13 protein-coding genes are annotated in these 15,221 nt (G+C 57.4%); 8 read left to right on the top strand and 5 right to left on the bottom strand.

Annotated features, from left to right (window positions below; all coding sequences use genetic code 11):
• Positions 1-52: 52 nt before the first annotated feature.
• From AC1DVE_RS06140 to AC1DVE_RS06130, 3 genes are all read right to left on the bottom strand, one after another.
• On the bottom strand, positions 53-1,762 hold the full coding sequence (locus AC1DVE_RS06140) for an amidase (RefSeq protein WP_223455643.1): 1,710 nt from the start codon (positions 1,760-1,762) through the stop codon (positions 53-55).
• Positions 1,763-1,881: 119 nt separating this feature from the next.
• Positions 1,882-3,171, bottom strand: coding sequence for a polyamine ABC transporter substrate-binding protein (locus AC1DVE_RS06135; protein WP_477783837.1), 1,290 nt, complete (start codon positions 3,169-3,171; stop codon positions 1,882-1,884).
• Positions 3,172-3,493: 322 nt separating this feature from the next.
• Positions 3,494-4,693: an agmatine deiminase family protein gene (locus AC1DVE_RS06130; RefSeq protein ID WP_223455645.1), complete on the bottom strand. Its 1,200-nt coding sequence runs from the start codon at positions 4,691-4,693 to the stop codon at positions 3,494-3,496.
• 251 nt (positions 4,694-4,944) lie between these two features.
• Here AC1DVE_RS06130 and AC1DVE_RS06125 point away from each other — a divergent pair, with 251 nt between their 5' ends.
• Positions 4,945-5,847, top strand: a complete 903-nt coding sequence (locus tag AC1DVE_RS06125) for a LysR substrate-binding domain-containing protein (protein ID WP_223455646.1) — start codon at positions 4,945-4,947, stop codon at positions 5,845-5,847.
• A gap of 636 nt (positions 5,848-6,483) precedes the next feature.
• Here the strand turns inward: AC1DVE_RS06125 and AC1DVE_RS06120 are convergent.
• Positions 6,484-7,767, bottom strand: coding sequence for a cystathionine gamma-synthase family protein (locus tag AC1DVE_RS06120; RefSeq protein ID WP_223455647.1), 1,284 nt, complete (start codon positions 7,765-7,767; stop codon positions 6,484-6,486).
• A gap of 427 nt (positions 7,768-8,194) precedes the next feature.
• A complete protein-coding gene (locus AC1DVE_RS06115) occupies positions 8,195-8,653 on the bottom strand; it encodes an Lrp/AsnC family transcriptional regulator (RefSeq protein ID WP_046043095.1) in 459 nt (152 codons plus the stop codon).
• A gap of 226 nt (positions 8,654-8,879) precedes the next feature.
• Here AC1DVE_RS06115 and AC1DVE_RS06110 point away from each other — a divergent pair, with 226 nt between their 5' ends.
• The 7 genes from AC1DVE_RS06110 to AC1DVE_RS06080 all read left to right on the top strand — a co-directional run bounded on the left by AC1DVE_RS06110 (position 8,880) and on the right by AC1DVE_RS06080 (position 15,181).
• A complete protein-coding gene (locus AC1DVE_RS06110) occupies positions 8,880-9,920 on the top strand; it encodes a PLP-dependent cysteine synthase family protein (RefSeq protein ID WP_046043096.1) in 1,041 nt (346 codons plus the stop codon).
• Positions 9,921-9,942: 22 nt separating this feature from the next.
• The gene (locus AC1DVE_RS06105) at positions 9,943-11,121 is read left to right on the top strand and encodes a trans-sulfuration enzyme family protein (protein WP_223455648.1); all 1,179 of its coding nucleotides are present in this window, start codon (positions 9,943-9,945) and stop codon (positions 11,119-11,121) included.
• Positions 11,122-11,220: 99 nt separating this feature from the next.
• The gene (locus tag AC1DVE_RS06100) at positions 11,221-12,066 is read left to right on the top strand and encodes an ABC transporter substrate-binding protein (RefSeq protein ID WP_046043098.1); all 846 of its coding nucleotides are present in this window, start codon (positions 11,221-11,223) and stop codon (positions 12,064-12,066) included.
• Positions 12,067-12,110: 44 nt separating this feature from the next.
• Positions 12,111-12,806 (top strand): amino acid ABC transporter permease, encoded by a 696-nt coding sequence (locus tag AC1DVE_RS06095; protein ID WP_046043099.1) that lies wholly within the window; start codon positions 12,111-12,113, stop codon positions 12,804-12,806.
• 2 nt (positions 12,807-12,808) lie between these two features.
• Complete coding sequence (locus tag AC1DVE_RS06090) at positions 12,809-13,498, top strand: amino acid ABC transporter permease (RefSeq protein ID WP_411741638.1); 690 nt, start codon at positions 12,809-12,811, stop codon at positions 13,496-13,498.
• A gap of 4 nt (positions 13,499-13,502) precedes the next feature.
• A complete protein-coding gene (locus tag AC1DVE_RS06085) occupies positions 13,503-14,261 on the top strand; it encodes an amino acid ABC transporter ATP-binding protein (RefSeq protein WP_223455649.1) in 759 nt (252 codons plus the stop codon).
• 56 nt (positions 14,262-14,317) lie between these two features.
• On the top strand, positions 14,318-15,181 hold the full coding sequence (locus AC1DVE_RS06080; RefSeq protein ID WP_223455650.1) for an MBL fold metallo-hydrolase: 864 nt from the start codon (positions 14,318-14,320) through the stop codon (positions 15,179-15,181).
• The last annotated feature ends 40 nt before the right edge of the window (positions 15,182-15,221 follow it).

Here is a 15,221-nt window from a genome sequence, read left to right as displayed (position 1 = left end):
TGCCGTGAATGGGCAGGATTGGCGCTTTATCGCGCCAGACCCATTGCGGTTTTCAGCCGCCTGGCAAGGGTGGGGTTCGCACCGGGATCAAGCGCTTCGATCCGGTGGCCTCAAATGCCGACGCTAGGCGCAGCAGCGCTGAGTCGTCGTAGGCGCGACCGGCAAACGTCAGGCCGACGGGCATGCCGATGTCCGGCACCACGCCCATCGGCACGGTGACCGTTGGCACGCCGAGGTGACGGATGGCGAGGTTGCCGTTGGCGACCCAGACGCCGTTGCTCCAGGCGATATCCGCCGATTGCGGATCGACATCGGCATTCGCCGGGCCCACGTCGGCGACCGCCGGGAAAATCACCGCGTCGAGCCCCAGCCGATCCATCCACTCCTCAAGATCGATACGCCGGGTCTGCTCCAGCCCGCGTAGGCCATCAGACAGCGTGGCGATCTGATCCCACGGGGTGATGCCACGCTCCGCTATGCGCACGTATTCGTCCATGCCAATGGCCGGGCCATCTTCGCGGTCAGGCAGAGCGCCTGGGTCGTGCGGAAAAATCTGCGGGCCGTCGACGTCAGCCAGACGGTTTAGTTTGGGATCGTCGTTGGCCAGCAGGAAGTCATCGAATGCCCAGGCGGTCAGGTCCCACAGTTCGTGATGGAGGAATTCCTTGGACACCAGGCCGCGGGTTAACACTGTCGGCGCCCCAGGTCGATCGCCCTCGCAATTGGAGACCAGCGGGAAGTCCGTCTCGACCACTTCGGCACCGGCCGCTTCCAGAGTCTTTCGCGCGTTTTCCCAGAGGGCGATCACCGAGGGACGGGTGTTGATCCGCTGGCCTGTCGCCCAACCGATACCCGGCGCTTCGCTGGTGCCTGCGTCGGGGTCGGCGTTGATATACATGCGCGGTACGCCCAAGCGCTTGCCGGCGAGTGCGGCGGGCCTGGCAGCCAGTTCCAGGTAGGAGGCGGGACGCACCGAGGTGACGCCGGGGATCGGCACCCAAGGCTGCAAGCGCCACAGGTCGCCACGTTTGTCGGCGTCTTCGGCCACCACCACGTCGAGCACTTCGAGCAGGTCGGCCATGGTCCTGGCATAGGGCACGACCACATCCATGGTTGGCGTCAGTGGCCAGTTGCCGCGCACCGAAATCACCCCGCGCGACGGTGTATAGGCGCACAGACCATTGTTTGAGGCCGGCCCGCGGCCGCTCGACCAGGTTTCTTCCGCCAGGCCGAAGGCGGCGAAACTGGCGGCGGTGGCCGTGCCTGCGCCGTTGGATGAACCCGAGGCGAAGGGTGCAGTGAGGTAGTTCGCGTTGTACGGGCTCTCGGCACGGCCATACACGCCGCGCTGCATGCCGCCATTGGCCATGGGCGGCATATTGGTCTTGCCCAGGCAGATCGCACCGGCGCCACGCAAGCGCTCGATGGTGAACGCATCGCGATAGGCAACCAGGTCCTTGAAGGCCGGGCTGCCGGACGCCGCGGTCAGGCCTTTGATCAGGTAGCTGTCCTTGGCTGTATAGGGAATACCATCGAGCGGGCCGAGGGTCTCGCCACGGGCACGACGGGCGTCGGAGGCCTGCGCTTCTTTAAGTGCATTCGGGTTGCGCACCACCACCGCGTTGAGGGCGGTGGGCGTGTTGGGGCCGTCGTAGGCATCGATCCGTGAGAGATAGGCCTGGACCAGCTCAACTGCCGTGGTTCGGCCAGCTTCGAGGGCTGCGCGTAGCTCGGCAATGGAAACTTCGGTTACTTCAATCATGCTGTTACCACTGGCTACTGGGTCTGCAAGGTGACTTGATTGGCGCCGCGTGCCAGCGAAACCGCATCGGCCATACGCTTGGTTCCGTTGGGGCTTCACTGGGGCAGCGCAACTTACTGTCAGGTTCCCGACTTGAGCTTGGTCCATGCACGGGTGCGAGCGCGTTCTGCACTGGACGGCAGTGGCACCAGCGCGAATAGAGAAGTCTGGATGTCGGCGGCGGGGTAGAGATTGGGGTTGTTGCGGATTTCCGGGCTGACCAGGGCAGTGGCGTCCTTGTTCGGGTTGGGATAGCCGACGAAGTCGCTGATCGGGGCAATCACCTGCGGCTGTAGCAGGTAGTTGATAAAGGCATGGGCATCATCCGGGTTCTTCGCATCCTTGGGGATGGCCAGCACGTCAAACCAGACCGGTGCGCCTTCCTTGGGCAAGCGCATGTCCACCACCACGCCGTTGCCGGCCTCCTTGGCGCGATTGGCCGCCTGGGAGAAACTGCCGGAGTAACCCACGGCCACGCAGATGTCACCATTGGCGATATCGGTCATGTATTTTGAGGAGTGGAAGTAGGCGACGTTGGGGCGGATCTTTTTCAGCAGTTCTTCGGCCTTCTCGTAGTCCTTGGCCTGAGTGCTGTTGGGTGGCAGGCCCAGGTAGTGGAGGGCGATGGGGATCATATCCGTCGGCGAATCGAGAAGGGCCACGCCGCACTGCTTGAGCTTGGCAATGTTCTCTTCCTTGAAGATCAGATCCCAGCTGTCCACCGGCGCGTTCTCGCCGAGCGCAGCCTTGACCTTGGCCGGGTTGAAACCGATCAGCACGGTTCCGTACATATAAGGCACGGCGAAGCGGTTACCCGGATCGTTGGCCTCGATCAGTTTCATCAATTGCGGGTCCAGATGCTTCCAGTTGGGTAGCTTGCTGCGGTCAAGTGGTTGGAACGCGTCGGCCTGAATCTGCTTGGCGAGGAAACTATCGGACGGCACCACCACGTCATAGCCGGAGTGGCCGGTGAGCAGTTTGGCCTCCAGGGTTTCGTTGCTGTCGAAGATGTCGTAGACCAGCTTTGCGCCATTCTCCTTCTTGAAGTTGTCCAGGGTCTGCGGGGCGACGTAGTCGAACCAGTTGTAGACACGCRGGGTGCGCTCTTCCGCATGAGCGTTAGCGGTCAGCAGGCCGAGGCTGCAGATCGTAGCGAGGAGCGAACGGGGGAGTTGATGCTTGATCCATTTCTCACAGCTTTGGGAGATGGTGCCCACTCGTTCGGCTGCCAGCGCCGGGCCAGCAAGCATCGTCAGAGCTTTCAGCAGGACGGCACGCAGGCTGCCGACTCCAACGCGGGCGGTGCGCCAGGACACCGAGTCCGCTCCCATATCGATTTTTTGCCACGGCTGTTGCTGCTTGTACTTCATAGGACCACCTTTTGAATTATTGTCTTTGGCCTAGCTCCAAATGAATTGTTACGGCTGCTTGAATCACAATCAATCTATATAAACTACAAGTAATTAAAGCAAAAAAACTAAACGATAGGGTCTCACGCCGATGTCTCCTACGCTTTGTGCAGGCGCTGACGGGATGCACCAGGCAGTGGCATGCACAAACGCGGGCACGTCATCTTTTGGAGTTAGGCAGTGATTCCCCGCGCAGGGCTGGATCAGCCGAACTGGCCCAACCCTGCGAGGGAAAGCAGTCTGGCTATTGCTTGCGTCTCATAGGCGGCAATTCTTTTCAGCGCTAACCGACACTAGGAATGTGTTGGGTGATGCAATGCACACCACCGCCATTGTTGGCAAGGATGGTGCCATCGACACCCACGACTGGCCGTCCCGGAAAAATCTCCCGGAAGAGATTCAAGGCAATCTCATCTGCAGGAGTGCTTGAAGTAGGAACCACGATGCCGACGTTGGATTTGTAGAAGTTGATGTAGCTGAAGTTCTCCACCGTCAGGCCTGACACCTTGAATGTTGGCTGGACGGGCATCTTGGTAATCCTGAAGGGACGGCCCCTTGCATCGGTGCTTTGTTGCAGCACTGTCAGGTTTGCCGCCATCCTGGGCACGTTGGGGTTGTTTGGGTCCGACGGGTAATTCAATAGCAGATGGGCTGGCTCGATGTAGGCAGCAACCAGGTCGACATGCCCATCGGTAGCGGCAGCGCCGTCGTCGCCGTACACCCCATACGGCAGCCAGATCATCTTGGTCGCGTTGTAGGCACGGAGCAGCGCGGTCTCGATCTGTGCCTTCGTCATGCTCGGATTCCGATTGGGATTGAGCAGGCACTGTTCGGTGGTAATGAGCGTGCCCTGCCCATCGGTAATCACGGCGCCACCTTCAAAGACCATATTGACTGTTGATTTAGGCACGTTAAGGGTGGCGCACACGCCGACGGGCAATTGATCATCCAGGGTGGCCGACCACCTGTTGCCCCAGCCGTTGAAAATAAAATCGCGTCCCAGCATGTCTTGCCCTGATGGGCTCAGCGCGAATACTGGCGCGGTATCACGGGTCCAGCAATCGTTGTATGGATACTCGATGACAGTAACGTTAGGGCCGCAGCGCTTGCGTACAACCTCGGTATTGCCGGTCATCGCCATCATCAAGACCGGCTCGAACTGCGCAATGGCATTCGCTACGTTGATGACAGAATCCTGCATGGGTTTCAGCTGGTCCTTGTAGCTCTTGTCATAGGGATACGCCATCAACACGCTCTGGTGTGGCTCCCACTCTGCCGGCACCCGATAGCCATCGGAGGCAGGGTTGGGCTCCGCCGCTCGGGCCAAGCGTCCAAGCCCTGATGTACCGATGGCAGTTGCAGTAATAGCCACCAACGCGCCCATATTGAACCGGCGCCTTCCCGGGTTCGTAGGCCCCTCCATTGCGGCTTGATCTGCCATCAACGGCTCTGTTGCCAACTGAATATCTTGTTCTTGATCCATGTAACGAGTCCCCCAGGTTATCCAGCCAGATATCTCATTTACCAAGGCACACGAGCGAAACAGGTAGAGGTGCACCGAGCCCACCCCTCATCGCTTCCTTGCCACACCTGTTGTTGCCTGTGCTTCGTAGGGCCACCTATTGAATTGTTGTCTTTGGCCTCCCTCCGCTGAATCTTTGCGGTTGCTCAAGGCACAATCAATCTATATAAATTGTCAAAAAAACAGGCAGAAAAACTAAATGGTAAACCCGCATGCCCTTACCTCCGCTCCATGCGTTTCGCGTATTTGAATGTGTTGCAAGGCTGGGCCATGTCGGTGCGGCCGCCGCTGAGCTGCATGTCACCGCCGGGGCTGTCAGCCAGCAGATAAGAGCGTTACAGAGCTCACTCGGCATCGATCTTTTCTACAAGCAGGGCCGCTTCCTGGTGCTGACCGAACGAGGCTTGGCGCTACAACGTTCGGTAGCTCGCGGCATCGGCGAGATCACCGAAGGGGTGCGACAGATTTCCGAGGCGTACTTCCAGGAGCCGGCGACGAAAGTCCTGACCATTTCCACGGAACCGATTTTTGGCGCGGCCTGGCTGATGCCGAAGTTGTTCGCCTTTCGTGCAGAACATCCGCACATTCACCTGCGCGTCATTACTGCCGACGACATCAGCGAGGTGGACTGGCGCAGGGCCGATATCGCCGTGCTCTACGACGCTCCGACGTGGGAGGGTTTCTGGTGGCGACCACTGCAAAGCCTGCATATGTTTCCCGTCTGCTGCCCGCAATTGCTGCGCGGCCCGCGTGCGCTCAAGCAGCCGTCCGACCTTGTTCACCACCGCCTATTGCATGAGGATGACGGCGCTCAATGGCGGCGCTGGCTACTTGAGGCGCGCTTGCCTTACCCAGGTGATGCCGATGTTCATCTGGAGGACTTCGGTATTGCCCTGCAGGCGGCGCGAGATGGCTATGGTGTTGCACTCAGCGACGAGATCAATTCATTGCGCGATTTGGATGAGGGCCGCCTGGTGCAGCCCTTTGCACTGAAGGTGCCGACGGGGATGGACTATTTCTGCATCTGCAACGAGGAGAGTCGCGATATCCCTGAGATAGCTTTGCTCATCGATTGGCTGATCGAGCAGGCAAAGATAGTCCCGGCCTACCCGTAAGCGTTGTTGGGGCGGTTTAACGTTCACGTGGCTCAGCACAAAGCTGAATGACCTCTGGATTTTTAGGAGTCTTGAACTGCTGCTTTTGGCCGTTCTCTGCCGATCATGGTTACAAAGCGTGCTGGAAATGCAGCGTGCTGCGGGGGGGGGTATGAATTGACTAGTGTTCTACATTCAGGTTCGCAGGAAAGGACTATGGAAGTAGTCCGGCACAGCTGCGTAGATAGTTGAGGTTCTGTTGGAGCGGGTATTTGATCTGTTTTTAGTGCTGAGTCGACTTTCGGACTGGCTGAGTTGCAGGTTGTACAGCGGGTTGGATTTGCGCAATCTGCGGAGCTGGAGCTGGAGCTGGAGCTGGAGCTGGAGCTGGAGCTGGAGCTATTGCTTGCGGCGGAGCTGCATCCGCCAAGGCCTCTTGGGCAAGGATGATCAGCGGCATATTCCGAAGGTATGACCACTGTCACCAGCAAGCCGACCACAGTCAGCAGTACAATGTCTCGTGCTGGTGGACAGGTCGACGTATCAAACACCTCCAGCGAACCCAGTATTTCGGGGGATTGATATCTACCATTTGCTGTTCAGACTCAGTCCCCCGTCAGCCTATTTTTTCAGCTTCTCATTGTTTTCCTCAGGTGCTCAGCAATGACGCAGAGCATTATCCAGATCAGCGATCAGATCTTCCTCGTGCTCGAGGCCAATCGAGATCCGGATCAACCCCTCGGACACCCCTGCTTTACTGCGCAGAGCCTGCGGCACACCCGATTGTGTGGTCGAAGCTGGATGACAAACCAGGGACTCAGTGCCTCCGAGACTGACAGCCGACTTGAAAAGATGCAGGGCGTTGATAAAGCGGAAGGCCCGTTCGCGACCGCCGTCCAGTACGAACGAGAAGGTTGAGCCAGGGCCCGTGCATTGCCGGCGGTAGACCTCCTGATAGCTGCCATCCTCAATAAGCTCTGGATGCAGAACGACGACTTTCTGGTGGGGGTTGCTGGCCAGCCAGCGAGCGATCACAGTGCCGGTTCTTGCGGCCTCTTTCATGCGCAGGACGAGCGTTTCCATCGAGCGGGAGATCATCCATGAGGAATGTGGATCGAGTTGCGAGCCGAACGAGCTGCGAACGCTGCGTATTTTGTTGATCAGCTCTTTGGTGCCCGTGATGCCTCCGGCAACAAGGTCACTGTGTCCACCCACATACTTGGTTAGCGAATACACGCACAGGTCAACACCGTGTTTCACCGGCTTCTGGAAGATAGGCCCGAGCAGGGTGTTATCGCAGACAATGAATGGCCGGTAGCTATGGCGCGTTTCGAAAGCGTCTATTTCCTTGCGCAACCCTTCCAGATCGATCAGTGCATTGGTCGGGTTAGCCGGAGTCTCGATATAGCAAATTCTAACTCGCCCCTTGCAGGCAGCAGTTTCGAGTGCATCTGCAATGGATTGCATGGACAGGCCGTCGTCAAAACCATGCGAGCCGATGCCCCAATCCGAGAGAATTTTGCTAATCAGGGTCTCAGTACCACCGTACAGCGGTGCCGATTGCACCAGTTGATCGCCTGGGCGCAGAAACGCAAACAAAACAGCACTGATGGCGGACATTCCACTGGATGTAATTGCGGCGGCTTCTGAGCCATCCAGCAGCGCGAGGCGGTCCTCGACGATTTCTAGGTTGGGATGATTGAAGCGGCTGTAGACCAGGCCAGCTGATGAGTCCTGCGGAATCGGTTTACGACCCGACACGACATCGAAGAATTCTGCACCTTCCTCAGCCGTGCGAAACGCAAAGGTGGAGGTCAGGAAAACCGGTGGTTTGACTGCGCCTTCCGAGAGGAACGGGTCGTAACCATAAGACATCATCAATGTCTCAGGGTGCAACGCATGGCTTCCGATAGTTTTTTTGTGATAGCTGGAATAAGACATAAGCCGCACCTTTCTGAGTTTGCGATCAAGACTCATCGCTCATAAACGCACCGCCCTCGTAGGCATCGTTTTTGAGCCTGTTTGTGATGGAAAGAGTGTAATCAGAAGGGGGAGTATGATTTTTTCAATTTTTGTCAGGTTTTTCGTGGAATGAGAAATATCATTCTCCAAAACGGTCGATTTCGTTAAAACCCGATAATGAGAAAGCGTATTTGGATGGAATTGCGCTCTGAAGGTACTCAAAATTCCTCGGGGCGATGGACGTCCAACAATAGAAAGTTGTCGGAACGTGTATCGCTTTCGGTAATCGTCCCACTCCCAGAGCGGTAGCAGCAGAATAGGTGGGCAGGACGCGGGCTTGTAACAGGTACACCGCTGTCCTGTCAGAGATTGCTTTGTGGCAGATGCACCTGCCACAAACAGCAGATTATCGAGGCAAAGGCAGCGCCGTCGTGTACTTGATCTGCTCCATGGCAAAGCTTGATGTGATGTTGGAAAGTCCGTCGACGCTCGTGATCAGCTTCTTGTAGAAAGTGTCATAGGCTGCAATGTCGCTGACCACAACGCGCAACATATAGTCCCAGTCTCCCGACATCCGATAGAACGCCATCACTTCCTCGAACTGCGACACGGTCTTGGCGAATGTATCCAGCCAGACCTTGTCATGACGCTGCGTCTTGACCTGCACCAGCACCGATAACCCAAGACCCAGTAGCACTGGGTCCAGCAGGGCTACTTTGGCCCTGATATAGCCCTCTTTCTCGAGTTTCTTGATCCGCTTCCAGCAGGGGGTCGTTGAAAGGTTGACGGCTTCAGCCAGATCTTTGATAGGCATGTCGGCATCGCGTTGCAGGAGGGAGAGGATGTGGCGATCAAAGCTATCCATTTTTTCTTCTTATTTGTGAGTTCGTAGAAATTTTTTCTAAAAAATAGCCTAAGAACTGAAGAAATGGAAATTAAATTTCGAGTGGGTGGCAGTAGGATTTACACCATAAAAACCGTGCTTGGAGCCACTCAAAAATGAAGAAGATCATCGCCACACTCGCCACACTCGCCACGCCTCAGGCGATGGTCCTTATGCCGTTGACGCCTGTCGGGGCGAGGGAAACTCTGTGAACGATTGGATCCGTACAGCAGTCAGCCGTATCTCCTGCGATCTGCTGCGCTCCGCCGACACCCACATCCACAAGCTGGAAATTCCAGGGTTGAAGGGCATCGACATTTACCTCAAGGACGAGAGCACACATCCAACTGGCAGTCTCAAACATCGGCTGGCGCGCTCGCTTTTTCTACATGCCATTTGCAGTGGCAAGATCCGAGAGGGTACCCATGTGGTCGAGGCATCCTCGGGCAGCACTGCTGTGTCCGAAGCCTACTTCGCCAAAATGCTTGGCCTGCGCTTCACCGCCGTCATGCCGCGCAACACCGCGAGCAAAAAGATAGAGCAGCTCGAGCTGCTCGGCGGGCACTGTTACTTCGTTGATCATTCGTCAGAGGTCTATGCCCAGGCGCAGCGCCTGGCACGCGAAAGCGAAGGGCACTACATGGATCAGTTTACCTATGCCGAGCGGGCAACGGATTGGCGTGGCAACAACAATATTGCCGACAGTATCTTCCAGCAAATGACCGGCGAGGCGCACCCCATTCCCCACGCGGTGGTCATGAGTGCAGGGACTGGCGGCACTACCGCCACCATCGGCCGCTACATCCGCTACAAGGGTCATGACACTCAACTGATCGTGGTGGACCCCGAGTACTCGGTTTTCTATGACAGCTATCGAACAGGCGACTCAAGTCTTACCGGCAGCAAAGGCAGTCGCATAGAAGGCATCGGTCGTCCCCAGGTCGAGCCGTCGTTCCTGCCAGATGTGATCGACGACATGCTCAAGATCCCCGACGCGGCCAGCATCGCCACCCTTTATTGGCTGGAGAAAATACTCGGGAGGAAGCCAGGGGGGTCCACCGGTACCAACATGTGGGGCGCGCTGAAAGTCGCATCGAGGATGCAGGAGCAAGGTCTGCAGGGTTCTATCGTGACCCTGATGTGCGATAGCGGTGAACGCTATCTGGACACCTATTACGACCGCGACTGGGTCGCTCGCCACATCGGCGACATCACACCCTATGCGAAACAACTCGATTGCTACCTTTAATACACGTGAGTCACGACTGACTATGAGCCAGAACAAGAGCAACTTTTCGACCCAAGTGATCCACGCTGGCGAACAGTCGACCTATGCCGACAACACCATCTTCCCGGCAATCGTCACCTCCAGTTCGTTCATCAAGCGCAGCCTTGACGACAACCCAGACTACGCCTATGGACGAGTGGGTAACCCAACCCGACATGCCTATGAGAGCTGCATTGCGCAGTTGGAGCATGGCTTTGGAGCCGTGGCCTGCGCTTCGGGTCTGGCTGCGACCGCCACCGTGCTTGAGCTATTGCCCAAGGACTCCCATGTAATCGTGATGGCGGGCGTCTACGGGGGCACCTTCCGCCTGATGGAAGACTACCGCAGCAAGACGTCCGGGCTCACCACCACTTACGTCGACCTCAATGACCTTGAGGCACTGGCCGCCAGTCGCCGCGACAACACCCGGCTGATCTGGATCGAGACACCGACCAACCCTCTGCTGCGGCTGGTGGACATCCAGTGCGTGACAGAGTTTGCCCGTGCCCACGGCATCCTGACTTGCGTCGACAACACCTTCTGCTCACCCTGGAACCAGCGTCCGATCGAGCACGGCGTCGACCTGGTGATGCACTCAGCGAGTAAATACATTGGTGGGCACTCCGACCTGATCGGTGGAGTCGTGGTGGCAGCCAATGAGCAACTGTTCACCCGCCTGCGCGGCATCAGCATGGCCATTGGAGCAGTCCAGGGACCGTTCGACTGCTACCTCGCCCTGCGTGGGCTCAAGACCCTCGACGTGCGCATGGAGCGCCAGTGCAGCAATGCGCTACAGATCGCTCTCTACCTCAACCAGCACCCGCAGGTAGAGGCGGTGTACTACCCCGGACTGGAAAGCCATCCGCAGCACGAGCTGTGCAAACGCCAGATGCGTTCTGGCGGCGCAGTGGTCTCGTTGAAGTTGAAGGCCAATCGCAAGGCCATAGCACCCTTCATCGAACAGCTGTCGATCTTTGTATTGGCCGATTCCCTGGGCGGGGTGGAGAGCATGATCAACCACTCCTACAGCATGTCGCACAACTCGTTGAGCCATGAACAGAAAATCAGCCTGGGCATCAGCGAGAACCTGATCCGACTCTCCATCGGCCTGGAACATGTCGACGATCTGATCGCCGATTTGAATGCGGGCTTTGTGCGGCTACCCACGACCAACGTCGAATAACAGAAATTCCCACTCCACCCGCAAGAGGCTATCGAGGTCCACTGCACTGACGTTTCATGAAAACTGGCGTTCCGTTTATCAAACAATAAGGTCTATAAAATGCAAACGAACCGCATGCTCAAAAAACACTGGAAAACCGCAGTACTGGCACTGACGCTGGCAACCAGCTTCTCTGCTGCAGCTGATCAACTCAGCGATATCAAGGCCAAGGGTGAGTTAGTCTGTGGTGTGCTCGGCACCGACGAGCCATTCAGCTACATCAAGGACCCAGCGTCTCGCGCGATCGTCGGTTACGACGTCGACATGTGCAACGCCATTGCCGCGACCATCGGGGTCAAACCGGTACTCAAGCAGTTGACCGTCGCCGCACGGATTCCTGAATTACAACAAGGCCGTGTCGATCTTCTGGCTGCCTCCCTGACCCATAACAAAGAACGGGAAGCATTGATCAACTTCTCCCTTTCGACCTTCATCACGGGTCAGAAAGTCATGGTCAAGACTGACAGTGGCGTCAATCAACTCGACCAACTGGACGGCAAGAAAATCTTGACGATCAAAGGCTCCACCATGGAGCAGAGCATCCGCGCGAAGATCGCTGACGCCCAGATCGTATCGTTCGACAGCAACCCTCAAGCCCTGCTCGCCTTGCAACAGGGCAAAGGACTGGGTTACGCCAACGATGAGACCTCATTGGCCGGCAACTTCGCCAAGCTGGGTGATGCGGCAAAAGATTTTCGGATTCTCCCAACGCCCCTGTCCACCGAGCACATTGCGCTGGGCCTGAGAAAAGAAGAACCCGCCTTCCAGGAGCAGGTGAACAAGACGCTGCGCGATCTGGAGTCGTCTGGCAAGGCTGAGATGCTCTTCACCAAGTGGTTTGGCCCTGAGACCAACATGAAATTCGCCAGCCGCTCATTCAAGATCGAAACCGACCAAATCAACTAACTTCATTGAGGGCCCGACCTTGGGGTCGGGCCACGGGCCTAGTTATGAATACGTTTGATTTATCGGTTGTGCTATCCGGGCAGTATCACGAGTGGCTCATCAATGGCTTCCTGCTGTCCATCCAACTCGCATTGATCTCGCTGGCCATTGCCCTACCGCTGGCAATCGTCATCGCTGTATTGCGAATGGCCCCTTACGCTGCACTCCGGGCAATCGCGATCACTTATGTGGAAGCGATACGCAACGTCCCGCTGCTGGCACACATGCTGTTCTGGTATTTCGGGGCACCGGAGCTGCTGCCAACCCCGATCAAGACATGGATCTACGAACACAATATCGAAGCGGTCAGTGCGGTTATCGCTCTGGTGCTCTACACCGCAGCCTACATGTCCGAGGACATCCGCAGCGGCTTGCGTTCCATTCCCAAGGAACAAATGGAGGCTGGCCGGACCCTGGGCTTTGGCTTCCTCGGCACCATGCGCCTGGTCATCCTCCCGCAGTCACTGCGGGTAACAGTGCCGCCGCTGATTAGCCAGACACTTAACCTGTGGAAGAACACCAGCATCGCCATGGTGATCGGCGTCGCTGAAATGATGTATCAGGCCCAGCAGGTGGAAAGCTCCACATTCAGGGGTTTCGAATCGTACGCCGTTACCACGGTAGGTTATGTCGGCGTCTCGATCATCATCACACTGCTGTCCAGCTGGTACCAGCAACGCTATCCCGTCCGGAGTGCCTGACGATGCTCGATATCATCCACAACTACGGGCTTTTCTACCTGATTGGCCAGTACCCAAACGGCCCCTTGGGCGGCTTGGCAATGACGCTGATCCTGGCAGCGCTGGCCCTGGTGCTGGCCTTTCCTGTCGGGGTACTGCTCGCGCTCTGCCGCATCAGCCCGTACCGGCTGTTGCGTGTGCCGGTCACAAGCGTGGTGTACATACTGCGTGGCACACCCTTGCTGATGGTGATTTTCTGGGCCTATTTCCTTCTGCCAACCCTGACCGGTCAACGCACCGAGCAATTTGGCACCATGCTGGCTGCCTTGGTGATTTTTGATGGGGTATACCTCGCAGAAATCATTCGCGCAGGCATTCTTGGATTGCCTCGAGGGCAAATGGAAAGCTCCCGTTCACTCGGCTTTTCGTACCTGGCGACAATGCGCCTGGTCATCATGCCCCAGGCCTTTCGCAACATGCTGCCCTCGCTGGTGAATCAGTTTGTCTCCACCATCAAGGAGACCTCGCTGGGTTACATCATCAGCCTCTCGGAAGTGTCGTTCGTCGCCTCCCAGATCAGTGCTCAGTTGCTCACCAAGCCGGTCCAGGTCTATGCCGTACTTGGCCTCACTTACTTCGTTATGTGTTTCAGCTTGTCGCGCTTCGCCTTCTGGCTGGAAAGACGTCTCGCTGTCCGAACTGCAAAGGTTTAATCCCATGATCAAACTGAAAAACGTTAACAAGTGGTACGGCAACTACCATGCTCTGGCTGATATCAACGAAACCGTCGCCAAGGGTGAGGTGGTCGTGGTCTGCGGTCCGTCCGGCTCCGGCAAGTCGACGATGATTCGCACGCTCAATCGGCTGGAAGCCATCCAGAGCGGGAATATCTTTATCGATGGCGTGGATATCTATGATCGCTCCGTCAGCGTGAACGCCTTGCGCAGCGGTATTGGCTTCGTGTTCCAGCAGTTCAATCTGTTTCCCCACCTCACCGTTCTCGAGAACTGCACGCTGGCTCCGCGTCGCCTGCACAAGCTGGGTGCCAAGGAAGCGGACGATCTGGCCATGAGCTTGCTGGACCGCGTAGGGCTGGCCCACAAGGCATGCGCTTACCCATCCGAGTTATCGGGTGGCCAGCAACAGCGCGTGGCCATCGCCAGGGCATTGGCAATGAACCCGCCGGTGATGCTGTTCGATGAACCCACTTCCGCGTTGGACCCTGAGATGGTCGGCGAAGTGCTTCAAGCAATGAAAAGCCTGGCCAAGGAAGGCATGACCATGGTGTGCGTCACCCATGAGATGGGTTTCGCGCGTGAAGTGGCCGATCGAGTGATCTTCATGGATCAAGGCAAGGTGCTCGAACGAGCGACGCCCGAGTCTTTCTTCCTGCGCCCTGAACACCCTCGCGCGCAGCGATTCCTGTCCGATATCCGCTCGCCCTGGGTCGAGAGTGGTATGCCGCAAGCCTGCTGAATGGAGTACAGGGGGCAGGCTCGATGACCGCCCCCTTGAGAATGGAGGCAATGACCATGCAATTTCATGTTGAGACATTCTTCGACGCCGAGAGCTGTACCTACAGTTACCTGGTCATCGACCCGGTGACCCGGCACTGCGCGATCATCGATCCGGTGCTCGACTACGATGCCGCCGCCGCGCGTATCTCGTATTCAAGTGCCGAACTCCTTATCGAGCATGTGCGCGCCAACGCGCTAACACTGGAGTGGATTCTGGAAACCCATGTGCATGCCGACCACCTCTCGGCTGCCCGCTACCTCAAGCGTCAACTGGGTGGACAGATCGGCATTGGCGACCGTATTCCTCAGGTGCAGAAGGCCTTTGCCACGCTGTTCGACGCCGACGATGACTGGAGCCCGGACGGCAGCCAGTTCGACCGTTTGTTCGCCGACAACGAAACGTTCCATGTCGGCGCCGTGGCTGTCAGTGTGCTGCACACGCCTGGCCATACCCCGGCCTGCGTGACGTACCTGATCGAAGATGCCGCTTTCGTCGGTGACACGTTGTTCATGCCCGATTGTGGCACCGCCCGCTGCGATTTTCCTGGCGGCGACGTACACCAGTTGTACCGCTCGATTGGCCGTCTGTTCCAGCTACCGGGCAGCACGCGACTGTTCATGTGCCACGACTACAAAGCGCCTGGCCGCGACGCCTACTGCCACCAGACCACAGTGGACGAAGAGCGCGCGCACAACATCCATATCGGCAAGGGCATCGCCGAGGCTGATTTCGTCGCTCTGCGCACGGCGCGCGACAAGACCCTGAACCAACCCAGGCTGCTGCTGCCGTCGGTGCAGATCAACATGCGAGCCGGTGAGACACCTGCGGCCAGCGCCAATGGCATCAGCTATTTGAAGATACCGCTCAACATGTTCTGAATGAATATCGGAACTTAGGCAGAACGACTGAAATATCCCA

It is taken from the genome of Pseudomonas sp. P4_B4, assembly GCF_056402255.1.
This window is presented reverse-complemented; position numbering and strand designations above follow the sequence as displayed.

What these genes read in the sequence shown, in the direction of transcription:
- AC1DVE_RS06140 (WP_223455643.1), bottom strand. Translation starts at nt 1,762, where the DNA reads ATGATTGAAGTAACCGAAGTTTCCATTGCCGAGCTACGCGCAGCCCTC.
- AC1DVE_RS06130 (WP_223455645.1), bottom strand. Translation starts at nt 4,693, where the DNA reads ATGGATCAAGAACAAGATATTCAGTTGGCAACAGAGCCGTTGATGGCA.
- AC1DVE_RS06125 (WP_223455646.1), top strand. Translation starts at nt 4,945, where the DNA reads ATGCCCTTACCTCCGCTCCATGCGTTTCGCGTATTTGAATGTGTTGCA.
- AC1DVE_RS06120 (WP_223455647.1), bottom strand. Translation starts at nt 7,767, where the DNA reads ATGTCTTATTCCAGCTATCACAAAAAAACTATCGGAAGCCATGCGTTG.
- AC1DVE_RS06115 (WP_046043095.1), bottom strand. Translation starts at nt 8,653, where the DNA reads ATGGATAGCTTTGATCGCCACATCCTCTCCCTCCTGCAACGCGATGCC.
- AC1DVE_RS06105 (WP_223455648.1), top strand. Translation starts at nt 9,943, where the DNA reads ATGAGCCAGAACAAGAGCAACTTTTCGACCCAAGTGATCCACGCTGGC.
- AC1DVE_RS06100 (WP_046043098.1), top strand. Translation starts at nt 11,221, where the DNA reads ATGCAAACGAACCGCATGCTCAAAAAACACTGGAAAACCGCAGTACTG.
- AC1DVE_RS06095 (WP_046043099.1), top strand. Translation starts at nt 12,111, where the DNA reads ATGAATACGTTTGATTTATCGGTTGTGCTATCCGGGCAGTATCACGAG.
- AC1DVE_RS06090 (WP_411741638.1), top strand. Translation starts at nt 12,809, where the DNA reads ATGCTCGATATCATCCACAACTACGGGCTTTTCTACCTGATTGGCCAG.
- AC1DVE_RS06085 (WP_223455649.1), top strand. Translation starts at nt 13,503, where the DNA reads ATGATCAAACTGAAAAACGTTAACAAGTGGTACGGCAACTACCATGCT.
- AC1DVE_RS06080 (WP_223455650.1), top strand. Translation starts at nt 14,318, where the DNA reads ATGCAATTTCATGTTGAGACATTCTTCGACGCCGAGAGCTGTACCTAC.